Here is a 21615-nt window from a genome sequence, read left to right on the forward strand (position 1 = left end):
CTGTGTCCTTACTTGGAACCAGCCATTGCCCGCGCCTCATCTACAGAGCGTGTGGCAAACATGCTGGCATCTTCAGCCCAAATCTCTCTAATCCGGCTCACTTCCGAGTCTTCAATCAACTTGGTCTTCATCTCATCTTGCAGCGCCAGCACCCTGTCGAGGATTTCTTGACGGGTTTCCAAAGTGAAGGGGCCGGGGATGAAAACGCCATCATTGGTGATCGTGAGCTTACCGTTCCGGCGTCTTGCGAGACGGCGTTCTGGGGCGTTTCGTATCTCGGCCAGCCAGTCTCGGAAACCGATCAGAGGCGTGAACTCACCATAGCCGGCCTCGACAAAGCCCATCAGGCTCTTGTCCTTTTCCACCACGGTGCACGTCCAGCAGCCAAATCGAGAGTTCGAAGTGCCACATCCAGGCGCGTCGTCTTGGGACAACACGGTTGGGCATTCGGCAGCGCCGGCATCCATGTAGAGCTGGATCAATGCGCCATGCGTGCCACCCCACGGCGGCGGGGTAAAGGCCAAGTATTCCCATACCTCGTCCGTGGAAAGCTCCACAATCGGGCGGAACACCATGCAGTTGACCAGGTCGTTATGGCGGTTGAGTCGCTCGCCATTGTCGTAGCGGGCCACCGACGCCGCACGGGTCGCGCTCTCGGATCGGCGCACACCAAGAAGAAGGATGACCTGTCCAGCCACGTCGGCCTGCTGGCGGATATATCGGCTGGTGGGCTGGATTTTCATCCTGTCGGTGCACCAACGGAAAGACCTATTGGGCGGCGGGTAGCCGCGCCCGATAAGGTTCACCCAGAACGTCGCGTCATCGTCGGGCCGGGTCGTCACCACCTGAATAGGCAATCGCCAAGCATTGGCGGCATGGTCTATTTCGGACTGCACAGATGCAATGTGAGTGATGACCAGCGGGCTCTCCACAAGGGTGTCGTTCGAGACGATGTGGACCTCGCGGGTGCGCTCGTGAGGCGCAAGGGACATCAGCACCTCGAACACAAGATGCGTCACCAAGGTGCTGTCTTTACCGCCAGAAAAACCAATGATCCAGGGGTGTTGATGATCCTGCAGGTACTCCTCTCGGATGTCCTGACGGATGAGTTGGATCTTCTGCTCAAGAGCAGGATCCATCTTGGGGCGGGGTCGTGCAGTGCTCATGGCGTGATTGTCGCATAGACCTGCCGCGGGAGGTCCGCAGCGGATGGGATGGAGAAGCTCAAAACCCTTGAGGACTATAGCTCTTGGGCCAACTTCTTAGCCAAGGCAGCGCGCTGGCTGGCAGTCAACTTGGACAGGGCAAGCACCACCGCCGCGGTGGCCTCGTCCTCCGCCACGAGGTAGGCCATCGGCACCCCGAGCACTTCGGCCAAACGCCCGAGCCCATCCAGGTCAATCCCGCTCACCTCCGTCTCATACCGGTTGACCCGGCTGCTCGCCAGCTTCTTATCGAGCCCCATTAGAACCCCCAGCGCTCGCTGGCTGGCGATGCCGCGCAGCTGCCTGGCCTGCTTGAGGCGGGCGGCGAACAACGAACGGGGGGAAGCCTTGGGCACGTGAACGAATGTTGAAAAGCTGGGCCGACAGCATGACTTGCTCCTCCTCTGCATGGCAGACTCTTCATGAAATGTAGCACCCTCCCGACCAACCACAGGGGTTGTCATGAAGAAGAACCAGACAAGGATGGCCACCGCCCTGGCGGCCGCGCTGTTGCTGAGTGCCCACGCCGTTTCCGCTCAGGAAGCCAGCCAGCCCAACCCGGAGCCAGGAAAGCCGGGCTTTTTCCGCCAGTTGGGGAAGAGCCTGAAGGATGCCGGCGGCCAGATGATTGGGGTGAAACCCACCGGGGCTACCGCAAGCCAAGCCCCTGGCAATCAGCCGATCTACACCCCGGTCAGCGGCTCCGGAAAGATCCAGGGGCTGTTCAAATCTGATAACCACCAGCTCGCACAACAAGGCCGGCTGGACTGGCCCCGAGTGGCGTTGACGTTCCAGGAGTGGGGTGCGTCCCAGCCCTGCTGGACGATTGAGGCTCGGATTTGGACCAGCCCCTCCGCGTCGACGACGGAGACATTCCGGAGCTGCGCCAACGCCGCACTGACTGAAGTTGACGACCTGGGCGACATGGCAGAGCTCAACTCGGCGGCCCTCTGGAAAGGCCGAGACAGCCTCACCGGCGTTCGGGTGCCGTCGAGCAAGGCCAACACCGGGGCCAGCCGGTCTACTGGCCCTAATCCGCCGGCACAGCCCTTTGTCGTCAACGTCAGCCGCCCAGGCGTATCCGACAAGGCCGTCGACGTGGCCCTGAGGGTGGCTTGGATCTCTGGATTCCTTCAGACCGCCGACTTGCATCCGGGCGCGGCAGGGGTGCTGACCCCGTTCAAAGACAGCCGCCTGTGGATCGCGGGGTTCAACCCTGAAGGCAATCGAGACCGGTAAGCCCTCTCTTTCTCTACCCGTCCGGGGCGGCCTACCGCCGCCCCCTCATCACCCTCAAGGATTGACCCATGAACGCAAGGTTTCCCCTGGCCGGCTTGGCCATTGCACTGACCCTCTCGGCCTGCGGCGGACCGCCCTCCAATAATGATGCAGAGCGGGCTTTTGCCACTCTGTTGGAGGAAAGCGGGGCGGGACGGGTTGGCGACATCCGCGACTTCGAACTGACCGGATGCGTCGAGGCCCAAGACATGGAGGGCTACCGCTGCGACACCAAGGGGAAAGTCTCCATCGATATTGGAGGCCGCCAGGTGCCCATTCCGGTCAGCAAGAACCTTCGCTATGTAAAGGAATCCGAAGGTTGGCGAGCCTACGCCAAATGAGCGTGCCGCCGCCCCCTCTGCTTGACCAGCCGGTGCCCGCACGGCGCAAGTTGCTCACACCCCGCGACCGCTTTTTCTGGTGGTATGCGCTTTCTCTGCTCTTCTTGGGACCTTTGGGGTTCCTTGTCGGGCCGCTTATGGCCCGGCGAGGAACGCGAAAGGTAGGACGCCTCTACCCGGCCGACGCGCGCGTGGCCCAGGCGCGGGACGCAGGCTTTGCGTGGTGGCAGTGGTGGGCCATGACCGTCTTGACCCTGATGGGTGCGCTTGGGGTCTTCGCCGTGTTGAGTGGGCTTCCGATGTTCCTCTTTGTCATCTACGCCCAGCTGACGCAGTAATCACGCAAGAATCCGATAGGTAAACGGCCGCTAAACGCGGCCCTTTTTATTGATCAAAGATCCTTTGACTATGGATGTCCCATCCTTTGAAATAGCCTAGGATGGCAGGACACAACACAGGACACACGTCCGGTTTGCGTGCTGCGAGCAGTCAGGGAGAGAGGTCTCCGGATCAGTACCTCCCCCTCTCTCCGCCAGATAAATGAAGAAGCCGCCCAGTGGGCGGCTTTTTTGTTTGGCTGGCGGGAATCGTCGCAGGTACTACCGGACTGAACAGGGCCTGCCGCCGTGGCCGGTCCAACGGCCCGCCCGCCGACGGCGCGCGATCGGCCGCGAGTCATCTGCGCCGGAGCAGTCCCCGCACGCAGGCGCCGACGAACGCCAGCCCCAGCAGCACCCACACGACCGTCATTCCCCACAACGCACCGAACGTATCCAGCACCGGCTCCAGCCGCAGTCGCGCCGGGTCGTACAGCACGCGTACCGGCTGCCCAGGCTCATAGCCGAAAATCATGCCGCCCTGCGGGTACGAGATGCGTTGGCCGGTCGCGGTGGTGAACGCGACCTGCGGATGCGATCCGCCGGCGTTCAGGCGCTCGACCTGGCCATCAACGGCCTGCGCGACCTCCAGGAACTCAAGACGATGCGTCACCTCGAGGGCGGCCACGGCAAGGCTCAACAGGCCCACCGCGCCAAACAGCAGACCGCGCATGAGCTGGGCAGTCCGGGAAAGAGAAGGGTCGGGCGTCACTGGGCAGCTCCGTTGCAGGCAGGAAGACGAATGGGGCCGGCGGATCCTGCCGCGCGGTCAGTCCCATGTGTCGAAAGCATAGCCCGGAAGCCGCCGCGCCCCGCTGCGCGCCATCGCGGCCGCATGCGCCTCGCCATTGCCCGCGAACGACGCACCCGCCTGGTACAGGCGCCTGCGTCCCGAGCACGGTCATTCGAGTGGGGAAAAGTCACCTGGAAAAGGATCGGCATCGCTCCATGTACCCTGGAACGCTTCGCCCCCTCCCAACGTCTGGACGGTTGAAAATGCAGCCGGGCAACTCCATGGCATTTCCCATGAACCTCCGCCTCTACCGCCCCGCCGACGCCAGCGCCTGCCTGTCGATGTTCGACAGCAACGTGCCCACCTATTTCGCGCCCGAAGAGCGCAGCGACTTTGAACGCTTCCTACGCGAGCAGGCCATGGACTGTGCATTCCAGGTGATCGAGCGCGATGGCAGCATCGTGGCCTGTGGCGGCCTGTCGCGCCGCGGCGACGGCAGTGCCGGCTTCTGCTGGGGCATGGTGCAGCGCGCGCTGCACCGGCAGGGACTGGGCCGCGAACTGGCGCTGGCACGCCTGCGCCAGGCCGAAGCGGATCCGTCGATCAAGCGCATCACGCTCAGTACCAGCCAGCACACCCAGGGCTTCTATGCCGGGCTGGGCTTCCAGGTGACGCGGATCGTGTCCAATGGCCACGGCGCCGGGATCGACGCCGTGGAGATGGAGCGGGGGGTCTAGCCCTCCGCCCCGCCCCGGATCCACGCAAGCCTGGATCCAACATCGCCGCACTTCCCTCAGAAGCCCACGCGCAGGTTGATCTGCCCACCCACGTCGCGGCGGCCATCGCCATGCTGGCCCTGCACGAACATCGACAGCTGGCTGTTGCGGCCGAGGCCGACCGCCACGCCCAGCTGGCTGACCAGCGCATTGCGCGCCATCACCGCACTGTAGACATCGAAGGCATTGCCGCCCACCGCGAAGCGATTGCGGCTGGCCACATCGGTGTCACCCGAGGCGTGCTGCCAGCCGAGGCCGACCGTCAGCTGTGCCGGGAAGCGCTCGCCGCTGCCCACGTCCCAGCGCCCACGCACGCCCACGGTGCTGACATTGAGCGTGTCCTTGCCGCCTTCCAGCGCCAGCGCAGCAGTGCCGCCCTGCTCCACTGCGCGATCGCTGTCGACCCAGTGCTTGGTGAACTGCACGTACGGCTGCAGCTGGGTCCTGCCATGGGACCAGGTCCAGCTGCCCTCCACCTGCGCGATGGTCACATCCGAGTCCTGGCGGCTGTACAGGGTCTGGCCCAGCAGCGGCACCTCACGCGTGGTGCGCGTGCGGTAGTCGCCGCGCGATACGCTGCCACCGACCGCGAAACCGTTGTTCCACTGGCCCTGTGCATACAGGCCGAACGTGTGGCCACGCAGGCGGGCCCGCGAACTGCGATCGTACAGGCGCGTATCCAGCCGCTCGTTGCCTGCGGCCGCACCCAGCACCACGTGCTCGCCCAGCTGCCAGTCCACGCCCGCCATCAGCGCATTGCGGTTGGAGCGGATGTCATCGCCGTTGCCGTCACCGTCCTGGCGGAACACCTTGCCACTCCCGGCCAGCCAGGCCGAGGCTCGCTCACCACGCACGGTCGGCAGCTCACTGCCCAGGCGCTGGCGGATACCCTCCTCCAGGTAGTTGTCGTACAGCAGCACCGCGCGGCTGGCCGCATGCACTTCACCCGAAAGCTGGTCGAACGCCGCGCGCGCAGTGCCCGCGTCATACATCAGCAGGGTGTTGTACAGGCCCAGCGCCGGGCCGCTCTGCGGCAGGCTGTCCAGCGCTGCGGCAGTGTTGTACTGGTTGCGCGTCGTCGCTGCGGTGGTGAATGCTGCGGTCTGCGCCACGTCTATCTGCAGGTTGGCGGTGTTGGCGGTATAGACCGGCGTAATCGTCAGGAAGGCCGACGGCGAGGTTGCCGAAGCGAACTGCCCGCTCACGCCACCACCTGCATTGACCACCGTGTACTGCTGGCCCTGCTGGTAGCTGGTGCTCGGCGAAATGGTGTTCACCCGCACCGTGCTGCCACCCACGTTTGCACTACCGCCCACCTGCACCGTGTCGCTGCCGGTGGCACCCAGGTCGATGCCCAGCGTGCTGCCCGGCGACAGGGTCAGATTGCCGCCCACCGTAATGGTGCCGGCGCCATTGCCCGCACCGCCGCTGTTGCCTGGACCATTGCCCGGCGAGAGCACGCCGCCGCTGGACACCGTCACGCCGCCACCCGTGCCACCGATGGTCCCGGTACCGGACAGCGTGGTACCGCTGCCGATGGTCCACTGGCCACCGATGTTGCCGGTGACATTCAGGCCACCGCCGGTGACCTGGCCGGTGCCGCTGAAGCCGCCGCTGTTGCCGCCCAGGTTCAGGCCGCCCGGGCCTGCCTGCACGATGCTGCCACCACCGCTGATGGTGCCGCCCAGCGTGGTGGTGCCGCCGGTGTTGATGACCAGGCCACCATTGTTGGTGATATTGCCGGTGATCGAGCCGCTGGCGCCGCCATTGCCGACCTGCACGGTGCCGCCGGCATTGATGGTGGTGCCGCCGGTGTAGGTGTTGTTGCCGGTCAGGACCACGGTGCCGGTGCCGGCCTGGGTCAGGCCACCGTTGCCGCTGATGGTGCCGCCCACCGTGGTGTTGCCGCCGACGTTGAACACCAGGCTGCCGTTGTTGGCAACGTTGCCGGTGATCGCACCGCTCGCGCCACCGTTGCCGACCTGCAGCGTGCCGCCGGTGTTGATGGTGGTGCCGCCGGTATAGGTGTTGTTACCGGTCAGGACCACGGTGCCGGTGCCGGCCTGGGTCAGGCCGCCGCTGCCGCTGATGGCACCGCCGACGGTGGTGTTGCCACCCACGTTGAACACCAGGCTGCCGTTGTTGACGACGCTGCCGCCGATGGCACCGGTCGCCCCGCCATTGCCGACCTGCAGGGTGCCACCGGCATTGATGGTGGTCTGGCCGGTATAGGTGTTGTTGCCGTTCAGGGTCAGCGTGCCGCTGCCGGCCTGGGTCAGGCCGCCACTGCCACTGATGGTGCCATTCAGCGTGGTATTGCCCGCCACATTGGAGAGCAGCGTGCCATTGTTGGTGACGTCGCCGACGATCGAGCCCGTCGCACCGCCGTTGCCCAGCTGCAGCGTACCGCCGGCGTTGATGGTGGTACCGCCGGTATAGGTGTTGGTACCGGTCAGCAGCAACGTCCCGCTGCCGGCCTGGGTCAGGCCGCCGCTGCCGCTGATGGTGCCACCCAGCGCGGTGTTGCCGCCCACGTTGGAGATCAACGCGCCATCGTTGGTGATGTCGCCAGCGATGGAGCCGGTTGCCCCGCCGTTGCCGACCTGCAGCGTGCCACCGGCATTGATGGTGGTGCCGCCGGTGTAGGTGTTGTTGCCAACCAGGGTCAACACGCCAGCGCCGGCCTGGATCAGCGTGCCACTGCCACTGATCGCGCCATCGACTGTGGTGTTGCCACCGACGTTGAACACCAGGCTGCCGTTGTTGGCAACGTTGCCGGTGATCGCGCCGGTCGCACCGCCATTGCCCACCTGCAGCGTGCCACCGGCATTGATGGTGGTGCCGCCGGTATAGGTGTTGTTGCCGGTCAGGGTCAGCGTGCCGCTGCCGGCCTGGGTCAGGCCACCGGCGCCGCTGATGGTGCCGCCCAGCGTGGTGTTGCCGGCCACGTTGGATACCAGCGCACCGTTGTTGGTGATGTCACCCACGATCGCGCCGGTTGCACCGCCGTTGCCCACCTGCAATGTGCCACCGGCATTGATGGTGGTACCGCCTGTGTAGGTGTTGTTGCCGGTCAGCACCAGCGTACCGCTGCCGGCCTGGGTCAGGCTGCCACTGCCGCTGACCACACCGCCCACGGTTGCCGTGGTGCCGAGGTTGTAGACCAGGCTGCCGTCGTTGGTGATGTCGCCCAGCACCGAGCCGGTGCTGCCACCGTTGCCGATCTGCAGCGTGCTGCCACCGTTGATGGTGGTGCCACCGGTGTAGGTGTTGTCACCGCTCAGGGTCAGCGTGCCGGTACCACTCTGCACCAGGCCACCGGTGCCGCCGATCACGCCGGCGAACGTGGTGCTGGCGTTGTTGCCGCCGGTGGTCAGCGTTGCACCGCCCAGCGCCACCGTACTGCCGGTAACACCGGCCAGGCCACCGATGCTCTGGTTGCCACCGGCACTGATGTCCAGCGTACCGGTGCCGGCCAGGTTCACCGTGCTGGCGTCGGACAGGCTGCCGCCCGCGCCCACCGCCAGCGTGCCGCTGTTGATGGTGGTGGTGCCGGTGTAGCTGCTGGCGCCGGCCAGGGTCAGCGTGGCCGCACCGTCCTTGGTCAGGCCGCCTGCACCGGAGACCGCACCGGCCAGCGTCAGGTCGTTGTTGCCCAGCACATCAAGCGTGGCACCGGCGCCGAGTGCAACGTTGTTGGCCAGGGTCACCGCCGCGTTGGCATCCAGCGAACCGTTCCCGGCCACGTTCAACGCACCCGTACCGAGCGCGGCATTGTTGCCGACCACCAGCCCGCCGGCATTGAGGATGACGCCGCCGCTGAAGGTGTTCGCACCGCCCAGCGTCTGCACGCCAGCGCCGTCCTTGATCAGCGCTCCCGTGCCGCCGATGGTGCCGTCGAACGTGGTGTTGCCGACGCCGCCGAGAGTCAGCGTGTTGCCACCCAGCGCCACACTCGAACCCGCCACGCCCGCCAGCGAGCCGATGCTCTGGTTGCCGCCTGCGGAGATATCGAACGCGGTACCCGCATTGGCGAGGGTGACCGCACCGGTCGCCGCCAGGCTGCCGCCGGCACCGATCGCCAGCGTGCCGGCATTGATGGTGGTGCCGCCGGTGAAGGTGTTGGTACCGGTCAGGGTTTCGGTGCCGGTGCCTTCCTTGATCAGGCCGCCGGTGCCGGCAATCGAACCACCGAACGTGCCGTTGCTGGCATCGCCGATGGTCACCGTGTTCGCGCCCAGATTCACCGTACCGTTGCCGATCAGCGTGCCGAACACCTGCGTACCCGCACCGGCCGACAGATCGAAGGTCGCGCCGGTGGCCAGGTTGACGGTGCCACTGGCAAGCAGGCTCGCGCCCGCGCCCAGCGCCAGCGTACCGGCGTTGATGTTGGTGCCACCGGAATAGGTGTTGGTGCCGTTCAAGGTCAGTGTGGCCAGGCCCTCCTTGGTGAGGAACCCGGTGCCGCTGAGATTGCCGTTGAGTGTCAGATCGTTGCTGCCCAGCACGGTCAGGCCGGCATTGAGAACGAAGTTGTTGCCCAGCGTGATCGCGCTGTTGGAATCGAGCGAGGCATTGCCACCCACGGTCACCGTACCCGTGCCAAGCGCGGAATTGTTGCCGACCACCAGGCCACCGGCGTTGAGCGTGACGCCACCGCTGAAGGCATTGGCACCATTCAGCGTCTGCACGCCGGCGCCGTTCTTGATCAGGCCGCCACTGCCGCTGATCACGCCGTTGTAGGTGCTGTCGGCGACGCCGCCGAGGGTCAGCGTGTTGCCGCCCAGCGCCACTGTGCTGCCGGCCACGCCGGCCAGCGAACCAATGCTCTGGCTGCCACCGCCGGAGATGTCCAGCGTGCCGGCACCGGCCAGATTCACCGCGCCGGTGGACGCCAGGCTGCCTCCGGCACCGATGGCCAGCGTGCCGTTGTTGATGGTGGTGCCGCCGGAATAGGTGTTGGCACCGGTCAGGGTCACCGTGGCTGCGCCGTCCTTCACCAGACCACCGGCACCGCTGATGATGCCGTCCAGGGTCAGCCCATTGCTGCCGAGCAGGGTGAGGTTGTTGCCGGCAGAGAGGTTGATGGCGTTGCCGAGGGTGACTGCCAGGCTGCTGTCCAGCGTCGCGTCGGCCCCCACGTCCAGCGCCCCCGTACCCAGCGCGCTGTTGTTGCCGACCACCAGGCCGCCACCGTTCAAGGCCAGACCACCACTGAACAGGTTGGCGCCGCCCAGGGTGAGGATACCCACGCCGTTCTTGACCAGCGCACCGGTGCCGGAAATCGAACCGTCGAAGGTGCTGCTGTCGGCGCCGCCGAGGATCAGCGAGTTGGCGCCGAGGCTGACCAGGGAGCCGGTCACGCCAGACAGTGAACCAATCGTCTGGTTGGCACCGGAACCCGAAATGTCGAAGCCCGCGCCGGCGGCGGCGACGTTCACCGCTCCGGACGAGGACAGACTGCCGCCGAGACCGATCGCCAGCGTGCCGGCGTTGATGGTGGTGCCGCCGGTGTAGGTATTGGTGCCGGTCAGTGTCTCGATACCGCTACCGACCTTGGTCAGGCTACCGGTGCCGGCGATCGAACCGCTGAAGGTGCCGTTGGCGGCGCTGCCCACTTCGATGTTGTTGGCGCCCAGGTTGACCGTGCCGTTGCCAACCAGCGTGCCGAACACCTGCGTGCCGTTGCCGGCCGACAGGTCCAGCGTGGCGCCGGTGGCGAGATTGACGGTGCCGCTTGCGGCCAGGCTGGCCCCGGCGCCGAGTGCCAGCGTGCCGGCGTTGACGTTGGTACCGCCGGTGTAGGTGTTGGCGCCGTTCAAGGTCAGCATCGCAGTGCCGTTCTTGGTCAGGCTGCCGGCACCGGAGAGCACACCGTTGAGGGTGAGCGCGCTGGTGCCCAGCACCGTCAGCCCGGCGTTGAGCACCACGTTGTTGGCCAGCGTCGCCAGCGCGGTGGTATCCAGCGTGGTCGCCCCACCGACGGTGAGCACGCCGGTACCCAGCGCGGCATCATTGCCGAGCACCAGGCCGCCGGCATCGAGCGAGACGCCGCCGCCAAAGGTATTGGCACCGGACAGGGTCTGCACCCCGGCGCCGACCTTCACCAGCCCGCCACCACCACTGATCACGCCATCGAAGGCCCCGTTGGTCGCGGTGCCGAAGGTCAGCGAATTGCCCCCCAGCGCCAGTGTGGTTCCGAGCACGCCGTTGAGCGCACCGATGGTCTGGTTGCCGGTCGCGCCGGAGATATCGAAGCCCGCGCCGGCATTGCCGAGCGTGAGGTCGCCAGCGGCAGCCAGACTGCCCCCCACGCCCAGCGCCAGCGTGCCGGCGTTGATGGTGGTGCCACCGCTGTAAGTGCTGGCGCCGTCCAGTGTCAGCGTGGCGGTGCCGTTCTTGATCAGGCTGCCATTGCCGGACACGATGCCGCCCAGGGTCAGCGCATTGCTGCCCGCTACGGTCAGCGCCACGCCCGAGCCAAGGTTCACCGCGTTGCCCAGCGTCACCGCGGTGCCGGCATCCAGCGAAGCACTGTTGTTCACCGCCAGCGTGCCGGAACCCAGCGCCCCGTTGGCGCCCACCACCAGGCTGCCGCCGTTCAAGGTCAGGCCGCCATCGAACGTGTTGGTGTTGTTGAGCGTCAGCAGACCCGTACCGTTCTTGACCAGGCTGCCGTTGCCAGCCACCACGCCGCCGAGGGTGACATCATTGGTGCCGCCCAGCGTCAGTTGCGTACCGGCACCAAAGTTCACCGCGTTGGCCAGGTTCAGCGCCACGGTACTGTCCAGCGTGGTGGTGCCACCGATGCCCAGCGGACCCGTGCCGAGCGCACTGGAGTCGCCGAGAATCAGGCCACCCGCGTTGAGCGCAAGGCCACCGCTGAACGTGTTGGCGCCGGACAGCGTCTGCACGCCCGTACCGGTCTTGATCAGGCCACCGGTACCGTCGATCACGCCGGCAAAACTGCCATCGGCGGCACCGCCGAAGGTGAGTGACTGCGCGCCAAGCAGCAGCTGGCTGCCTGCCACGCCGTTCAGTGCGCCGATGGTCTGCGCTGCACCCGCTGCGGAGATGTCCAGTGCCGCACCGGCGCCCGCAAGATCCACTGCACCGGTTGCGGCAAGACTGCCGCCCGCTCCCAGCGCCAGCGTGCCTGCGTTGATGGTCGTGCCACCGTTGTAGGTATTGGCGCCAGACAACGTCAGCCGCGCCGTACCGTCCTTGATCAGCCCGCCAACACCGAATACCGGGCCGGCGAGCGTCAGGTCATTGCTGCCCAGCACCGTGAGGTTGGCGCCGGCGGCGAGGCCTATGTTGTTGGTCACGGTGAGCGCCGATGCTGCATCCAGCGAAGCGTTGCCGCCCACGTCCAGCTGGCCGGTACCCAATGCCTGCGCATTGCCCAGCTGCAGCAGGCCCGCGTTGAGGCCAACACCCCCGCTGAAGGTGTTGGCTCCGTTCAACGCCAGTGTCGCCGCACCGTTCTTGACCAGGCCGCCAGTGCCGCTGATGACACCGCCCAGCGACACGTCCTGGCTGCCCAGCAGATCCAGCACCGCGCCTGCACCGAGGTTGACGTCGTTGGCGAGATTCAGGGCCACCGAACTGTCCAGCGTGGTATCGGCCCCCACCGACAATGCACCGGTGCCCAGCGCGCCGGCATTGCCCAGCAGCAGGCCGCCGCCGTTGACGGTCAGCCCCCCACCGAAGCTGTTGGCGCCATTGAGGGTCAAGGTGGTGGCACCGTTCTTCACCAGCCTGCCCGCACCGGACACCACCCCACCCAGCGTGATCGCCTGCGAACCCGGCAGCGACAACGCGGCGCCTGCACCCAGTGCCACGTTGTTGCCCAGGTTCAGCGGCGCACTGCCGTCGAGCGAGACGTTGCCACCGATGCCCAGCGTCCCGCTGCCGAGTGCGCCGCTGTTGCCCAGCAGCAGGGCGCCAGCGTTCGCGCTCAGTCCACCACTGAAGGTGTTGGTACCGTTCAAGGTCAGTGTCGCCGCGCCGTTCTTGACCAAGCTGCCGGTGCCCGTGATGTTGCCGGCCAGGGCCAGGTTCTGGCTGCCCGGCAGGGTCAGGGCCGCGCCGAGGTTGATCGCATTGCCCAGGTTCAGCGCTGTCGTGGCATCCAGCGATCCGTTGCCACTGACCGTCAGTGCGCCGCTTCCCAGCGCACCGGCATTGCCCAGTACCAGGCCACCGGCCGCAAGGTCCAGGCCACCACTGAAGGTATTGGCGCCGGTCAGCGTCTGCACGCCGGTGCCCTGCTTGATCAGGCCACCGGTGCCGCCGATCACGCCCGCGAACGTCTGGTTGGTGGCATCACCGAAGGTGAGCGTGCTGCTGCCCAGCGTCACCGTGCTGCCGGCAATACCGGACAGCGCGCCGATGGTCTGGTTGCCGCCGAGCGAGATGTCCAGGTCCGCGCCAATGCCGGTCAGGCTGACCGCACCGCCGGCGGCCAGGCTTCCGCCGCTGCCCACCGCAACCTTGCCGGCATTGATCGCCAGGCCGCCGGTGAAGGTATTCGCGCCACCCAGCGTAAGCGTGGCGGCACCGTTCTTGACCAGGCTGCCGGTGCCACCGATGGCGCCGCCCAGCGTCAATGCATTGCTGCCCAGTACATTCAGCAGGCCACTTGCGCCGAGGTTGATGCCATTGCCCACGCTCAGCGCCGCGCTGGCATCGAGCGTTGTCGCACCGCCGACATTCAGCGCGCCGGTTCCGAGCGCGCCGGCATTACCCAGGACCAAGCCACCGGCATTGAGCGCCAGCCCACCACCAAAGGTATTTGCACCGTTGAGCGTCAGCGTGGTCGCACCGCTCTTGACCAGGCCACCGGCGCCACCGATCACGCCGTTGAACGTGAGCGCCTGTCCGCCAAGCAGATTGAGGCTGGCGCCCGAACCAAGGTTGACCGCGTTGGCCAGTGCAAGCGGCCCCGTGGTTCCATCGAGCGTCACGTTGCCACCGACACTGAGCGCACCGCTGCCCAGCGCAGCAGCATTGCCCAGCAGCAGGCCACCGGCGTTGAGTGCCACGCCGCCACTGAGGTTGTTCACGCCCGACAAGGTCTGCACGCCGGTGCCCAGCTTGACCAGGCCCCCCGTGCCTGCGGCGAACGTGCCGCTGTAGCTGGTATCGCCCAGCCCCGCGAGGGTGAGCGTGCGGCTGCCTAGGTTGACCGAACCGCCGAGGCCCGCCAGCGAACCGATGGTCTGGTTGGCGGCCGCCGACAGGTCCAGGGTGGTACCGACGCCGACCGTGACCGCACCGGTGGGCGACAGGCTGCCGCCCGCGCCCAAGGCCAACGCGCCCCCGGCCAGGTTGAAACTGCCGGTCAGCGCATTGGCGCCGTTCAAGGTGAGCGTACCGGCGCCGTTCTTGGTCAGGTTGCCGGCACCGGAGATCGAACCATTCAATGACAACGCATTGCTGCCCAGCAGGTTCAGCGAGCCCCCGCCATTGATCACCAGATTGTTGCCCAGGGTGAAGCCCGCCGTCGTATCCAGTGAGGCGCTGCCACCCACGGTCAGGTTGCCGCTGCCCAGTGCACCGGCATTGCCCAGTACCAGGCCGCCGGCATTGAGGTTGACGCCGCCGGAGAACAGGTTTGCGCCGCCGAGAGTAACGATGCCGGTGTTGTTGACCGTCAGCCCGCCAGTACCGGACAGCACGCCCCCCAGGCTGAATGCATTGGTCCCTGCCAGGGACAGATTGCCCCCAAGGCTGAAAGCGTTGGCCAGGTTCAGACCGGCCGTGGAGGAGGCGATGGCACCGCCGTTGGCGGTGAACAGCCCGGTGCCGAAGGAACCGGCATTGTTGAAATTGACCAGGCCATCATTGAGCGTGGTCGTACCCGCACCCGCCCACGCACCCTGCAGGTTCCAGGTACCGCTGTTGACGGTGAGCTTCTGGAAGTTGAGGTACTGGTTCCAGCCCAGCGTGGTCACCGCGCCGCCGGTGCCGGAACCCGGGCCGCTGACGACGTTCTGCAGCACCAGCGTGTTGTTGGCCGCACCACTGCCGGTACCGGCGTCGACCGATCCCGCAGCCGCAACCTTTACCCCGGTGACACCGGTAATCACGCCGGCAAGAGCGGTGCCGCCGCCGCTCACAACGCTGGAACCCGACACTGCGGTGAAGGTGTTGCCGCCGGTTGAATCACCCAGGTGAACGCTGCCACTGACCGCCCCCGCATTGAGGAACGTGTTACCGCCAGAAGCCCCCAGGCCGACGCGTCCGTCGATGGTGCCGGTGTTGGTCACAGCGGCGGCTGCACCACCATAGGTCACCACCGTGGTCGCGTCGGAAACGCTGCCTGCACCGATCAACGACGTGCTGATCAGGCCGGCGTTGTTGATGGTGGTGGTGCCGTTGACATTCTGTGCCACCAGCGCCTGTCCACCGAAGCCCAGCAGCGTTGCGATGTTGACGACACCCTTGATCTGTCCGCTGGCATTGTTGTTGACGACGATCGCGCTGTTGTTGGCAGAAGCATTGCCGATGACCAGGCCGGGCGAGGCGAGGATGATCGAGCTCGGATCGATCGTGCCATTGTTGTTGACCGTCACGTTGTCGCCGGTCAGCGTTGCTGCGTTGCCGCCACCTACGATCGGCGGCGTACGCAGCAATGCTCCCGCGTCGATGTTCAGCGTGAGGCCGTTGGTCGCGTTGGAGTAGTTGTTGATGTTGGTGGTGCTGTCGCAGTTTACGGTTGTGGTGCCCGTGCACGCTGCGAATGCCGATCCGCTGGCCAGTGTGGCGGCCAAAGCCGCCGCCAGCTGGTGCGCCCGCAATCGCGGCACCCGCCCTGCGCTGACCGCGCTTCCGCCGGGATTGCGGGCGATCTCCGAAGCAACCTGCATTACCCCAAGGGCACGATTGAAAACCAGACGGTAAATGCGGTTCATCGGTAAATCTCCATGAAAAGACCGGATGGCACAGCTGGCAGGTTTTTTGGAGACAATGCGGGCCGCCCCTGCTCCCGAGACGGGAACAAGGCCTGAAGGCATTAACTCCTGAAAATCTTCACATCTTCACGTGATCGCACCCCGGGACAGGTACGTCAGCATGTCCATCAAGACGAAAACTCCCCGATTTCGCCCGACGAATGGCGGCACTGTGCGACCCGCCGTGCCAGCGGCATGTGAATCGCGCGCGTTATTTTCATGACGCACGTCAAATAAAAGGGGCCGGCAGAATGGTTTTGCCGAAAATGCATATCGCTATATGTGGCGGGGAATCCATCCCCGCCATGAGTAAATAAATTCAGCTACTGGAGAGTTTCATCAGCACCAGACCGGAAACAATCAGCACCGCTGCACCGATCCGCATCGGGCTGACCTGCTCACCCAGGAACACGATGCCGACCGCGAACGCGCCGACTGCGCCGATGCCGGTCCAGATCGTATAGGCGGTGCCGAGCGGCAGGCTGCGCATGGCCACCGCCAGCAGCCAGAAGCTGGCGATCATGCCGATGATCGTGAGCACGGTGGGGGTGAGCCGGGTGAAGCCTTCGGACTGCTTCATGGACACGGCCCAGACGATTTCCAGCAGGCCGGCAAACAACAGATAGATCCAGGCCATGACGGCCCTCCTCTTGGTAGGGCCAGGCCGTCCTGGTCATTGGTTCCCGATGTGGGGGAGGTCGTTCCTCCTGGCCGGCATTCTAGCAACGGGGGTGGGTGCCGGCCGCTGCCGGCGGCGACGGGTTACAGCCGATTCAGTGCGTGAAGCTGGCATCGACGCACCCGCCTGCGCTAGAATGAGCGCCTGCCATCGGCCAGCCGATGTGCAGTCCGGCTGTGGTCTCCGGCGCATCGCGCGCTGCTTCCCCTGATCGGTGAACACCGGCCGCCCCTTGGGCGGCCAACGTCTCTATGGTGGCCCCGTCGGCCCCTCGCGACGCTAGGTCGAAAATCCCGCCAGGGCCGGAAGGCAGCAACGGTATCGATCGACGCGGGCGCCGAGGTCAGCCGGCGGGGCCACCGCCTTTTCCGGCGACGCCCGCGCCTCTGCTAGATGCCAACCTTGGTTGGCGCCCTTTGCCGGGCATGGCCCCGCGCTACTGCAGCGCGCGCTCCAGCGCCTCCAGGCCAGCGGCCAGCGCCGTATCGGCGGGCTGGCCGGTTCCGCTCACGGCGGATCCTGCGCCAGTACGTGCGGCGCGGTCGGGCTGGCCAGGGGCACGCACTGCCCCGGCTGCGCAACACGGTGCCCCCGCGCCGCCAGCGCCTGGCCATCGGCCACGCTGGCATAGTGGTAGAGCATCATCCGCGCCCGCAGCTCGGCGCTGTACTCACGCTCCAGATCGTCCACGCCGGTGTGCGACGGATTGCCGTGCAGGCCGCAGTCGTGGGCGATCAGCTCGTTGTCATTGGCGAAGCGGGCCAGCATCTCCGGAATCGGCCGGGTATCGCCGCTCCAGGTCAGCGCGCCCTGCAGTCGCAGGCCATAGGCCGTCTCCGGCCAGTGGTGGCGCACTGGGAACACCTCCAGGCGCACTCCCTCGTGCCAGAACGCATCGCCCACCACGATCAGCTGGAAGGCATCCCAGAAGTTCGCACCGCCCTCGGCCAGCACGTTCGGATAGTCACCGATGCGCTGGTGCAGCAGCGGCACCACCGTGGCCGGCACATACAGGCGCACCTTGCCGCGCCGCTGCGCATTGAAGAAGGTGTCCACGAACAGCCGTTCGAAGCCGGCCACGTGGTCAAGGTGCACATGGGTCACGAACAACGCCTGCGGCATGTGGCCGTAGTGCGCCTTGAACGCGGTCAGCCCTTCACCACCACAATCAATGGTCAGCCACGGACGCCCATCCCGCTCGATCACCGACATCGGCGACCCCAGCTCGACCGCCGACGCATTGCCGACGCCGAGGAAACGCAACGACCAATCCATCAGGTGCCCCGGTTCCAGGCCATGTCATAGGCACGGCGCAGCCGCGCGTAGTCCTTCTGCACATCTTCCACGCTGCGCTCGCCGCGCAACTTGATCAGCGAGCGCAGCAGGCGCTTGAGGTTGCGTTCGCGCCAGGCAGTGGCCGGGATGCGGATCACGCCACGGTCGAAGTCGATCAGCCAGCCATGGCCGTTGCCATCGAACAGGATGTTGTGCGCATTGAGGTCGGCATGGTCCAGGCCGGCACGATGGAAGCGGGCGATCAGCCGCCCCGTCTCCTCCCAGGGCGCGCCCCGGCCGGCGACCAGGGCGCGGTCGGCCAGCGAGCGCACGCCCTCGATCCGCTCCATCAGGATCGCGGCCCGGTAGCGCAGGCCCTCGCGCATGTAGAACGCGGCGATCGGCCGTGGCACCGGCAGCTTCTTCTCGCGCAGCGCGCGCATCAGCCGGAATTCGGCGAAGCTGCGGGTCCGGTCCGAACCGCGCCACAGGTACTGGTCGTGGCTGAGCTTCGCGGCCAGGCCGCCCCGCAGGTAGTGCCGCAGCACGCTGGCCCCGAACGGCGCATCGACGAACCAGGCGCTGCCGCGGCCGCCCTCGCCCACCGGCCGGGCCCTGCTGCCCCAGTGCTGGGGCGAGAACAGGCCGATGTCGGCTTGCCGCAGCCGCTCGCGGTCGAACAGAATGGCCCCGATGCCGCGACCCTCGCGGCATGGCGTCAGCGCTTCATTGGCGTCGAATGCGACCATTTCATTGAGTCTAACAACACATGGCATCAGCGTCCTCCTCCTTGTGCCTCCTGCGCCTGTCCGCACTCGGCGACGTCACCCACGTGGTGCCCCTGGTGCGCACCCTGCAGGCTGCGCGCCCGGACACGCCGATCCACTGGATCATCGACAAGGTTGGCCACAAGCTGCTTGACGGCCTGCCCGGTGTCACCTTCCATGCCTACGACAAGAAGAGCGGCATGGCTGGGGTCAAGGAACTGCGCAGGCAACTGCCACCGGGGCGCTTCGAGGCGCTTCTGCAGATGCAGGTCGCATTCCGCGCCAACCTGCTGTCAGCCTTCATTCCGGCCGAACGCCGCATCGGCTACGACCGCAGCCGCTCCAAGGACCTGCACGGGCTCTTCATCAACGAGCGCATTCCTGACCGCCCCGGCATCCATGTACTGGATGCCATCGGCAGCTTCTGCGAACCGCTGGGCCTGCGCCAGACCGAAGTCAGCTGGGATCTGGCCGTGCCGCCCTCCGCCTTCGAGTGGGCCGCCGCGCAGTGGCAGGACGATGGCCGCCCGGTGCTGATGATCTCGCCCTGCTCCAGCCACGTGCGGCGCAACTGGTATGCGGACCGCTATGCAGCGGTGGCCAACCACGCCGCACAGCGCGGTTGGCGGGTGGTGCTGTGCGGTGGCCGCAGCGAACTGGAGCGCCACATGGCCGATGCGATCCAGGCGCAGCTGCAGACGCCGGCACTGGACCTGGTCGGCAAGGACACGTTGAAGCAGCTGCCTGCCCTGCTGGCCCGCGCCAATCTGGTGATGACCCCGGACTCGGGCCCGATGCACATCGCCAACGCGATGGGCGCCAAAGTGCTGGGCCTGCATGCAGCCAGCAATCCGGACCGCAGTGGCCCGTACTCGGACCGCCGCTACTGCGTGGACCGCTACGATGATGCCGCGCGCAAGTACCTGGCCAAGCAGGCGACGGACCTGAAGTGGGGCACCAAGATTGAATTCGACGATGTGATGGAACTGATCACCGTGGAAGACGGTATCGCCGCGTTCGAACGCTACGTCGCCGACCACCTGGGGTGATCGGCAGCCTGCCCGGGTTTACGTGCGCTGCGCGTAATCCTGGTAGGACTTCTCTTCCACGTACGCCGAGCCCAGCGCAAGGTTGATCGCCTTCTTGATGCGCGCGCGCTCGTCGTTGCGCAGGTAGACACTGCGCGCCAGGTCGATGAAGCCCTGGTCGAACGCCTGCACCTTCTCCTTCAGGCGGATGTCGTCCTCGATGTCCCACAGCTGCTCGTTGACCGCCTTCAGCTCGGCACGCAGCTTGGCGATGTCCTTCACCGCGGCCGGGTGTGCCATCCAGGTCTGCTCCAGCGCCGACAGCTCCTTGCGCACATTGGCCAGCTTGCCCTCGTCGCTGATGCGCTCGGACTTGATCTGCAGGATCGAGATCTTGTCCAGCAGCTCGCCGAAGGAAACGGGGACGAGGATTTCAGCGGTCATGGGGAAAAGCTCCAGCAGGTGATGCGTACATGTTAACCCGCAGCGTCCGCACGGATATCCCGGGTAGATCCACGCCATGCGTGGATGAGCCTGCCAGCAGGAACAGCATCCAGGCACCGCGCGGATCTCCCGTGATGCATCTGGAGGACCAAGCCCCTCTGTTGAGGGGCTGCCCCGACAGGGGCGGGGAGAGGCAGGCAAAGGGAGGGGGCCACGCGTTGCGCAGCAACGTGTGGGGCGACGCGCAGAGCGCGTCGCGTCCCGCGCCAGATCAGTACAGGGTCACTACGGCGGGATGCCCGCCGCGCATCCACGCACCGCGCGGATCTCCCGTGATCCATCTGGAGGAACAAGCCCCTCTGCTGAGGGGCTGCCCCGACAGGGGCGGGGAGAGGCCGGCAAAGGGAGGGGGCCACGCGTTGCGCAGCAACGTGTGGGGCGACGCGCAGAGCGCGTCGCGTCCCGCGCCAGTTCAGTACAGGGTCACTACGGCGGGATGCCCGCCGCGCATCCACGCACCGCGCGGATCTCCCGTGATGCATCTGGAGGACCAAGCCCCTCTGTTGAGGGGCTGCCCCGACAGGGGCGGGGAGAGGCAGGCAAAGGGAGGGGCCCAAACGTTGCGCAGCAACGTTTGGGGCGACGCGCAGAGCGCGTCGCGTCCCGCGCCAGATAAAGAAAAAGGGCTGCCTTTCGGCAGCCCTTTTTCTTTATCTGGCGGAGAGGGGGGGATTCGAACCCCCGAGGCGCTATAAACGCCTGCCTGATTTCGAGTCAGGTACATTCAACCACTCTGCCACCTCTCCGGGTGGTCCCCGGCGGACCGGGGACGCGCATCATACGAGGAAGTGAGGCCGACGACAAGTCATTCCGGCCCATGAAGTGGAAATTTCCTGGGCGCATGCCTTGCCGGATGCGTGCGGCCACCCGATGATGCCTGTCTCCCCAGCAACACCCTGCCCCAGCCCCCATGATCGAATTCGGACACCTCACCCACCCCGGCATGCGCCGCGAGCTCAACGAGGACACCTACTACGGTGACAGCGAGCTGGCCCTGTGGCTGGTGGCCGATGGCATGGGCGGGCACGCCTGCGGTGAAGTGGCCAGCGCGCTGGCACGCGAAACCATCGTGCGCGAGATACGCCGTGGCGCGCCATTGGCCCAGGCCATCCGCACCGCCGACGAAGAGATCATCCGCACCTCACGCCGTCGCAATGACAGCCTGCCGATGGGCACCACCGTGGTCGCCGCGCGCGTGCAGGGCAACCGCTATGAAGTGGCCTGGGTCGGCGACAGCCGCGCCTACCTGTGGCGCGATGGACAGCTGGCACAGCTCAGCCAGGACCACAGCGTGGTGCAGGAACTGGTCGCGCAGGGAAACCTGACCGCCGAACAGGCGCGTGCGCATCCGCATCGCAACGTGGTTACCCAGGCGCTGGGCGTGACCGATCCGGCACACCTGAACGTGGCCACCACCAGCGGTGAACTGCGCCCGGGAATGCAGCTGCTGCTGTGCAGTGACGGCCTGACCGAGGAGGTGGACGACCGCAGTATCGCCCGCACCCTCGCCTACGAAGATGCCAGCGCGCAGGAATGCGTGGACACGCTGGTCGCAGCCGCACTCGACGGCGGTGGCCGCGACAACATCAGCGTGATCCTGGTGCGCTGCCATTGACCGGTAGATCCACGCCACGCGTGGATGCGGTAATGCCGGCCGCTGGCCGGCTCACCGGGAAACCCCGTATCACGTAGAT

General features: G+C 66.4%; 14 protein-coding genes, 1 tRNA gene and 1 other RNA gene. 7 read left to right on the forward strand and 9 right to left on the reverse strand.

The genetic code is table 11. The features are described from left to right. Positions 1–8: 8 nt before the first annotated feature. Both dndC and ACTXG9_RS10345 read right to left on the reverse strand, forming a co-directional pair. Positions 9–1139 (reverse strand): DNA phosphorothioation system sulfurtransferase DndC, encoded by a 1131-nt coding sequence (gene dndC / locus ACTXG9_RS10340; protein ID WP_111097281.1) that lies wholly within the window; start codon positions 1137–1139, stop codon positions 9–11. Between the two features lie 101 nt (positions 1140–1240). Then, the gene (locus ACTXG9_RS10345; protein ID WP_206621802.1) at positions 1241–1537 is read right to left on the reverse strand and encodes a transcriptional regulator; all 297 of its coding nucleotides are present in this window, start codon (positions 1535–1537) and stop codon (positions 1241–1243) included. Positions 1538–1667: 130 nt separating this feature from the next. On the opposite strand from ACTXG9_RS10345, the gene ACTXG9_RS10350 reads away from it, so the two are divergent. The 3 genes from ACTXG9_RS10350 to ACTXG9_RS10360 all read left to right on the forward strand — a co-directional run bounded on the left by ACTXG9_RS10350 (position 1668) and on the right by ACTXG9_RS10360 (position 3162). Beyond that, complete coding sequence (locus tag ACTXG9_RS10350; protein WP_206621796.1) at positions 1668–2444, forward strand: hypothetical protein; 777 nt, start codon at positions 1668–1670, stop codon at positions 2442–2444. A gap of 68 nt (positions 2445–2512) precedes the next feature. Then, positions 2513–2824: a hypothetical protein gene (locus ACTXG9_RS10355; RefSeq protein ID WP_206621797.1), complete on the forward strand. Its 312-nt coding sequence runs from the start codon at positions 2513–2515 to the stop codon at positions 2822–2824. Beyond that, complete coding sequence (locus ACTXG9_RS10360; RefSeq protein WP_456115726.1) at positions 2821–3162, forward strand: hypothetical protein; 342 nt, start codon at positions 2821–2823, stop codon at positions 3160–3162. The genes ACTXG9_RS10355 and ACTXG9_RS10360 overlap by 4 nt, the downstream gene beginning before the upstream one ends. 337 nt (positions 3163–3499) lie before the next feature. Here ACTXG9_RS10360 and ACTXG9_RS10365 read toward each other — a convergent pair whose 3' ends face one another. Next, a complete protein-coding gene (locus tag ACTXG9_RS10365; RefSeq protein WP_021204514.1) occupies positions 3500–3874 on the reverse strand; it encodes a DUF3592 domain-containing protein in 375 nt (124 codons plus the stop codon). 353 nt (positions 3875–4227) lie between these two features. Here ACTXG9_RS10365 and ACTXG9_RS10370 point away from each other — a divergent pair, with 353 nt between their 5' ends. Beyond that, entirely contained in the window at positions 4228–4671 is a 444-nt protein-coding gene (locus ACTXG9_RS10370; protein ID WP_031270818.1) for a GNAT family N-acetyltransferase, read from the forward strand. 56 nt (positions 4672–4727) lie between these two features. Here ACTXG9_RS10370 and ACTXG9_RS10375 read toward each other — a convergent pair whose 3' ends face one another. Both ACTXG9_RS10375 and ACTXG9_RS10380 read right to left on the reverse strand, forming a co-directional pair. Then, a complete protein-coding gene (locus ACTXG9_RS10375) occupies positions 4728–15629 on the reverse strand; it encodes an autotransporter-associated beta strand repeat-containing protein (RefSeq protein ID WP_456115727.1) in 10902 nt (3633 codons plus the stop codon). 358 nt (positions 15630–15987) lie between these two features. Next, positions 15988–16305 (reverse strand): DMT family transporter, encoded by a 318-nt coding sequence (locus ACTXG9_RS10380; protein ID WP_021204517.1) that lies wholly within the window; start codon positions 16303–16305, stop codon positions 15988–15990. 302 nt (positions 16306–16607) lie between these two features. Between ACTXG9_RS10380 and ffs the strand changes: the two genes are divergently transcribed. Beyond that, positions 16608–16704, forward strand: an RNA gene (gene ffs / locus ACTXG9_RS10385) — signal recognition particle sRNA small type. Between the two features lie 150 nt (positions 16705–16854). Here the strand turns inward: ffs and ACTXG9_RS10390 are convergent. Together ACTXG9_RS10390 and ACTXG9_RS10395 are read right to left on the reverse strand one after the other, a co-directional pair. Continuing rightward, positions 16855–17622 carry an MBL fold metallo-hydrolase gene (locus ACTXG9_RS10390; RefSeq protein ID WP_021204518.1) on the reverse strand — a complete coding sequence of 256 codons (768 nt, stop codon included), beginning with the start codon at positions 17620–17622 and terminating at the stop codon, positions 16855–16857. After that, positions 17622–18371, reverse strand: a complete 750-nt coding sequence (locus tag ACTXG9_RS10395; protein ID WP_021204519.1) for a 3-deoxy-D-manno-octulosonic acid kinase — start codon at positions 18369–18371, stop codon at positions 17622–17624. Before ACTXG9_RS10395 ends, ACTXG9_RS10390 begins: the two co-directional genes overlap by 1 nt. A 20-nt stretch (positions 18372–18391) precedes the next feature. Here ACTXG9_RS10395 and ACTXG9_RS10400 point away from each other — a divergent pair, with 20 nt between their 5' ends. Next, the gene (locus ACTXG9_RS10400; RefSeq protein ID WP_111097840.1) at positions 18392–19438 is read left to right on the forward strand and encodes a glycosyltransferase family 9 protein; all 1047 of its coding nucleotides are present in this window, start codon (positions 18392–18394) and stop codon (positions 19436–19438) included. 18 nt (positions 19439–19456) lie between these two features. On the opposite strand, the gene ACTXG9_RS10405 is transcribed toward ACTXG9_RS10400, so the two are convergent. Next, the gene (locus tag ACTXG9_RS10405) at positions 19457–19861 is read right to left on the reverse strand and encodes a DUF6165 family protein (protein WP_019659518.1); all 405 of its coding nucleotides are present in this window, start codon (positions 19859–19861) and stop codon (positions 19457–19459) included. 715 nt (positions 19862–20576) lie between these two features. Beyond that, positions 20577–20667: transfer RNA gene (locus ACTXG9_RS10410), tRNA-Ser, on the reverse strand. A gap of 164 nt (positions 20668–20831) precedes the next feature. On the opposite strand from ACTXG9_RS10410, the gene ACTXG9_RS10415 reads away from it, so the two are divergent. Continuing rightward, entirely contained in the window at positions 20832–21536 is a 705-nt protein-coding gene (locus ACTXG9_RS10415; RefSeq protein ID WP_019659519.1) for a PP2C family protein-serine/threonine phosphatase, read from the forward strand. The last annotated feature ends 79 nt before the right edge of the window (positions 21537–21615 follow it).

It is taken from the genome of Stenotrophomonas maltophilia group sp. LNF247 (genome assembly GCF_054083135.1).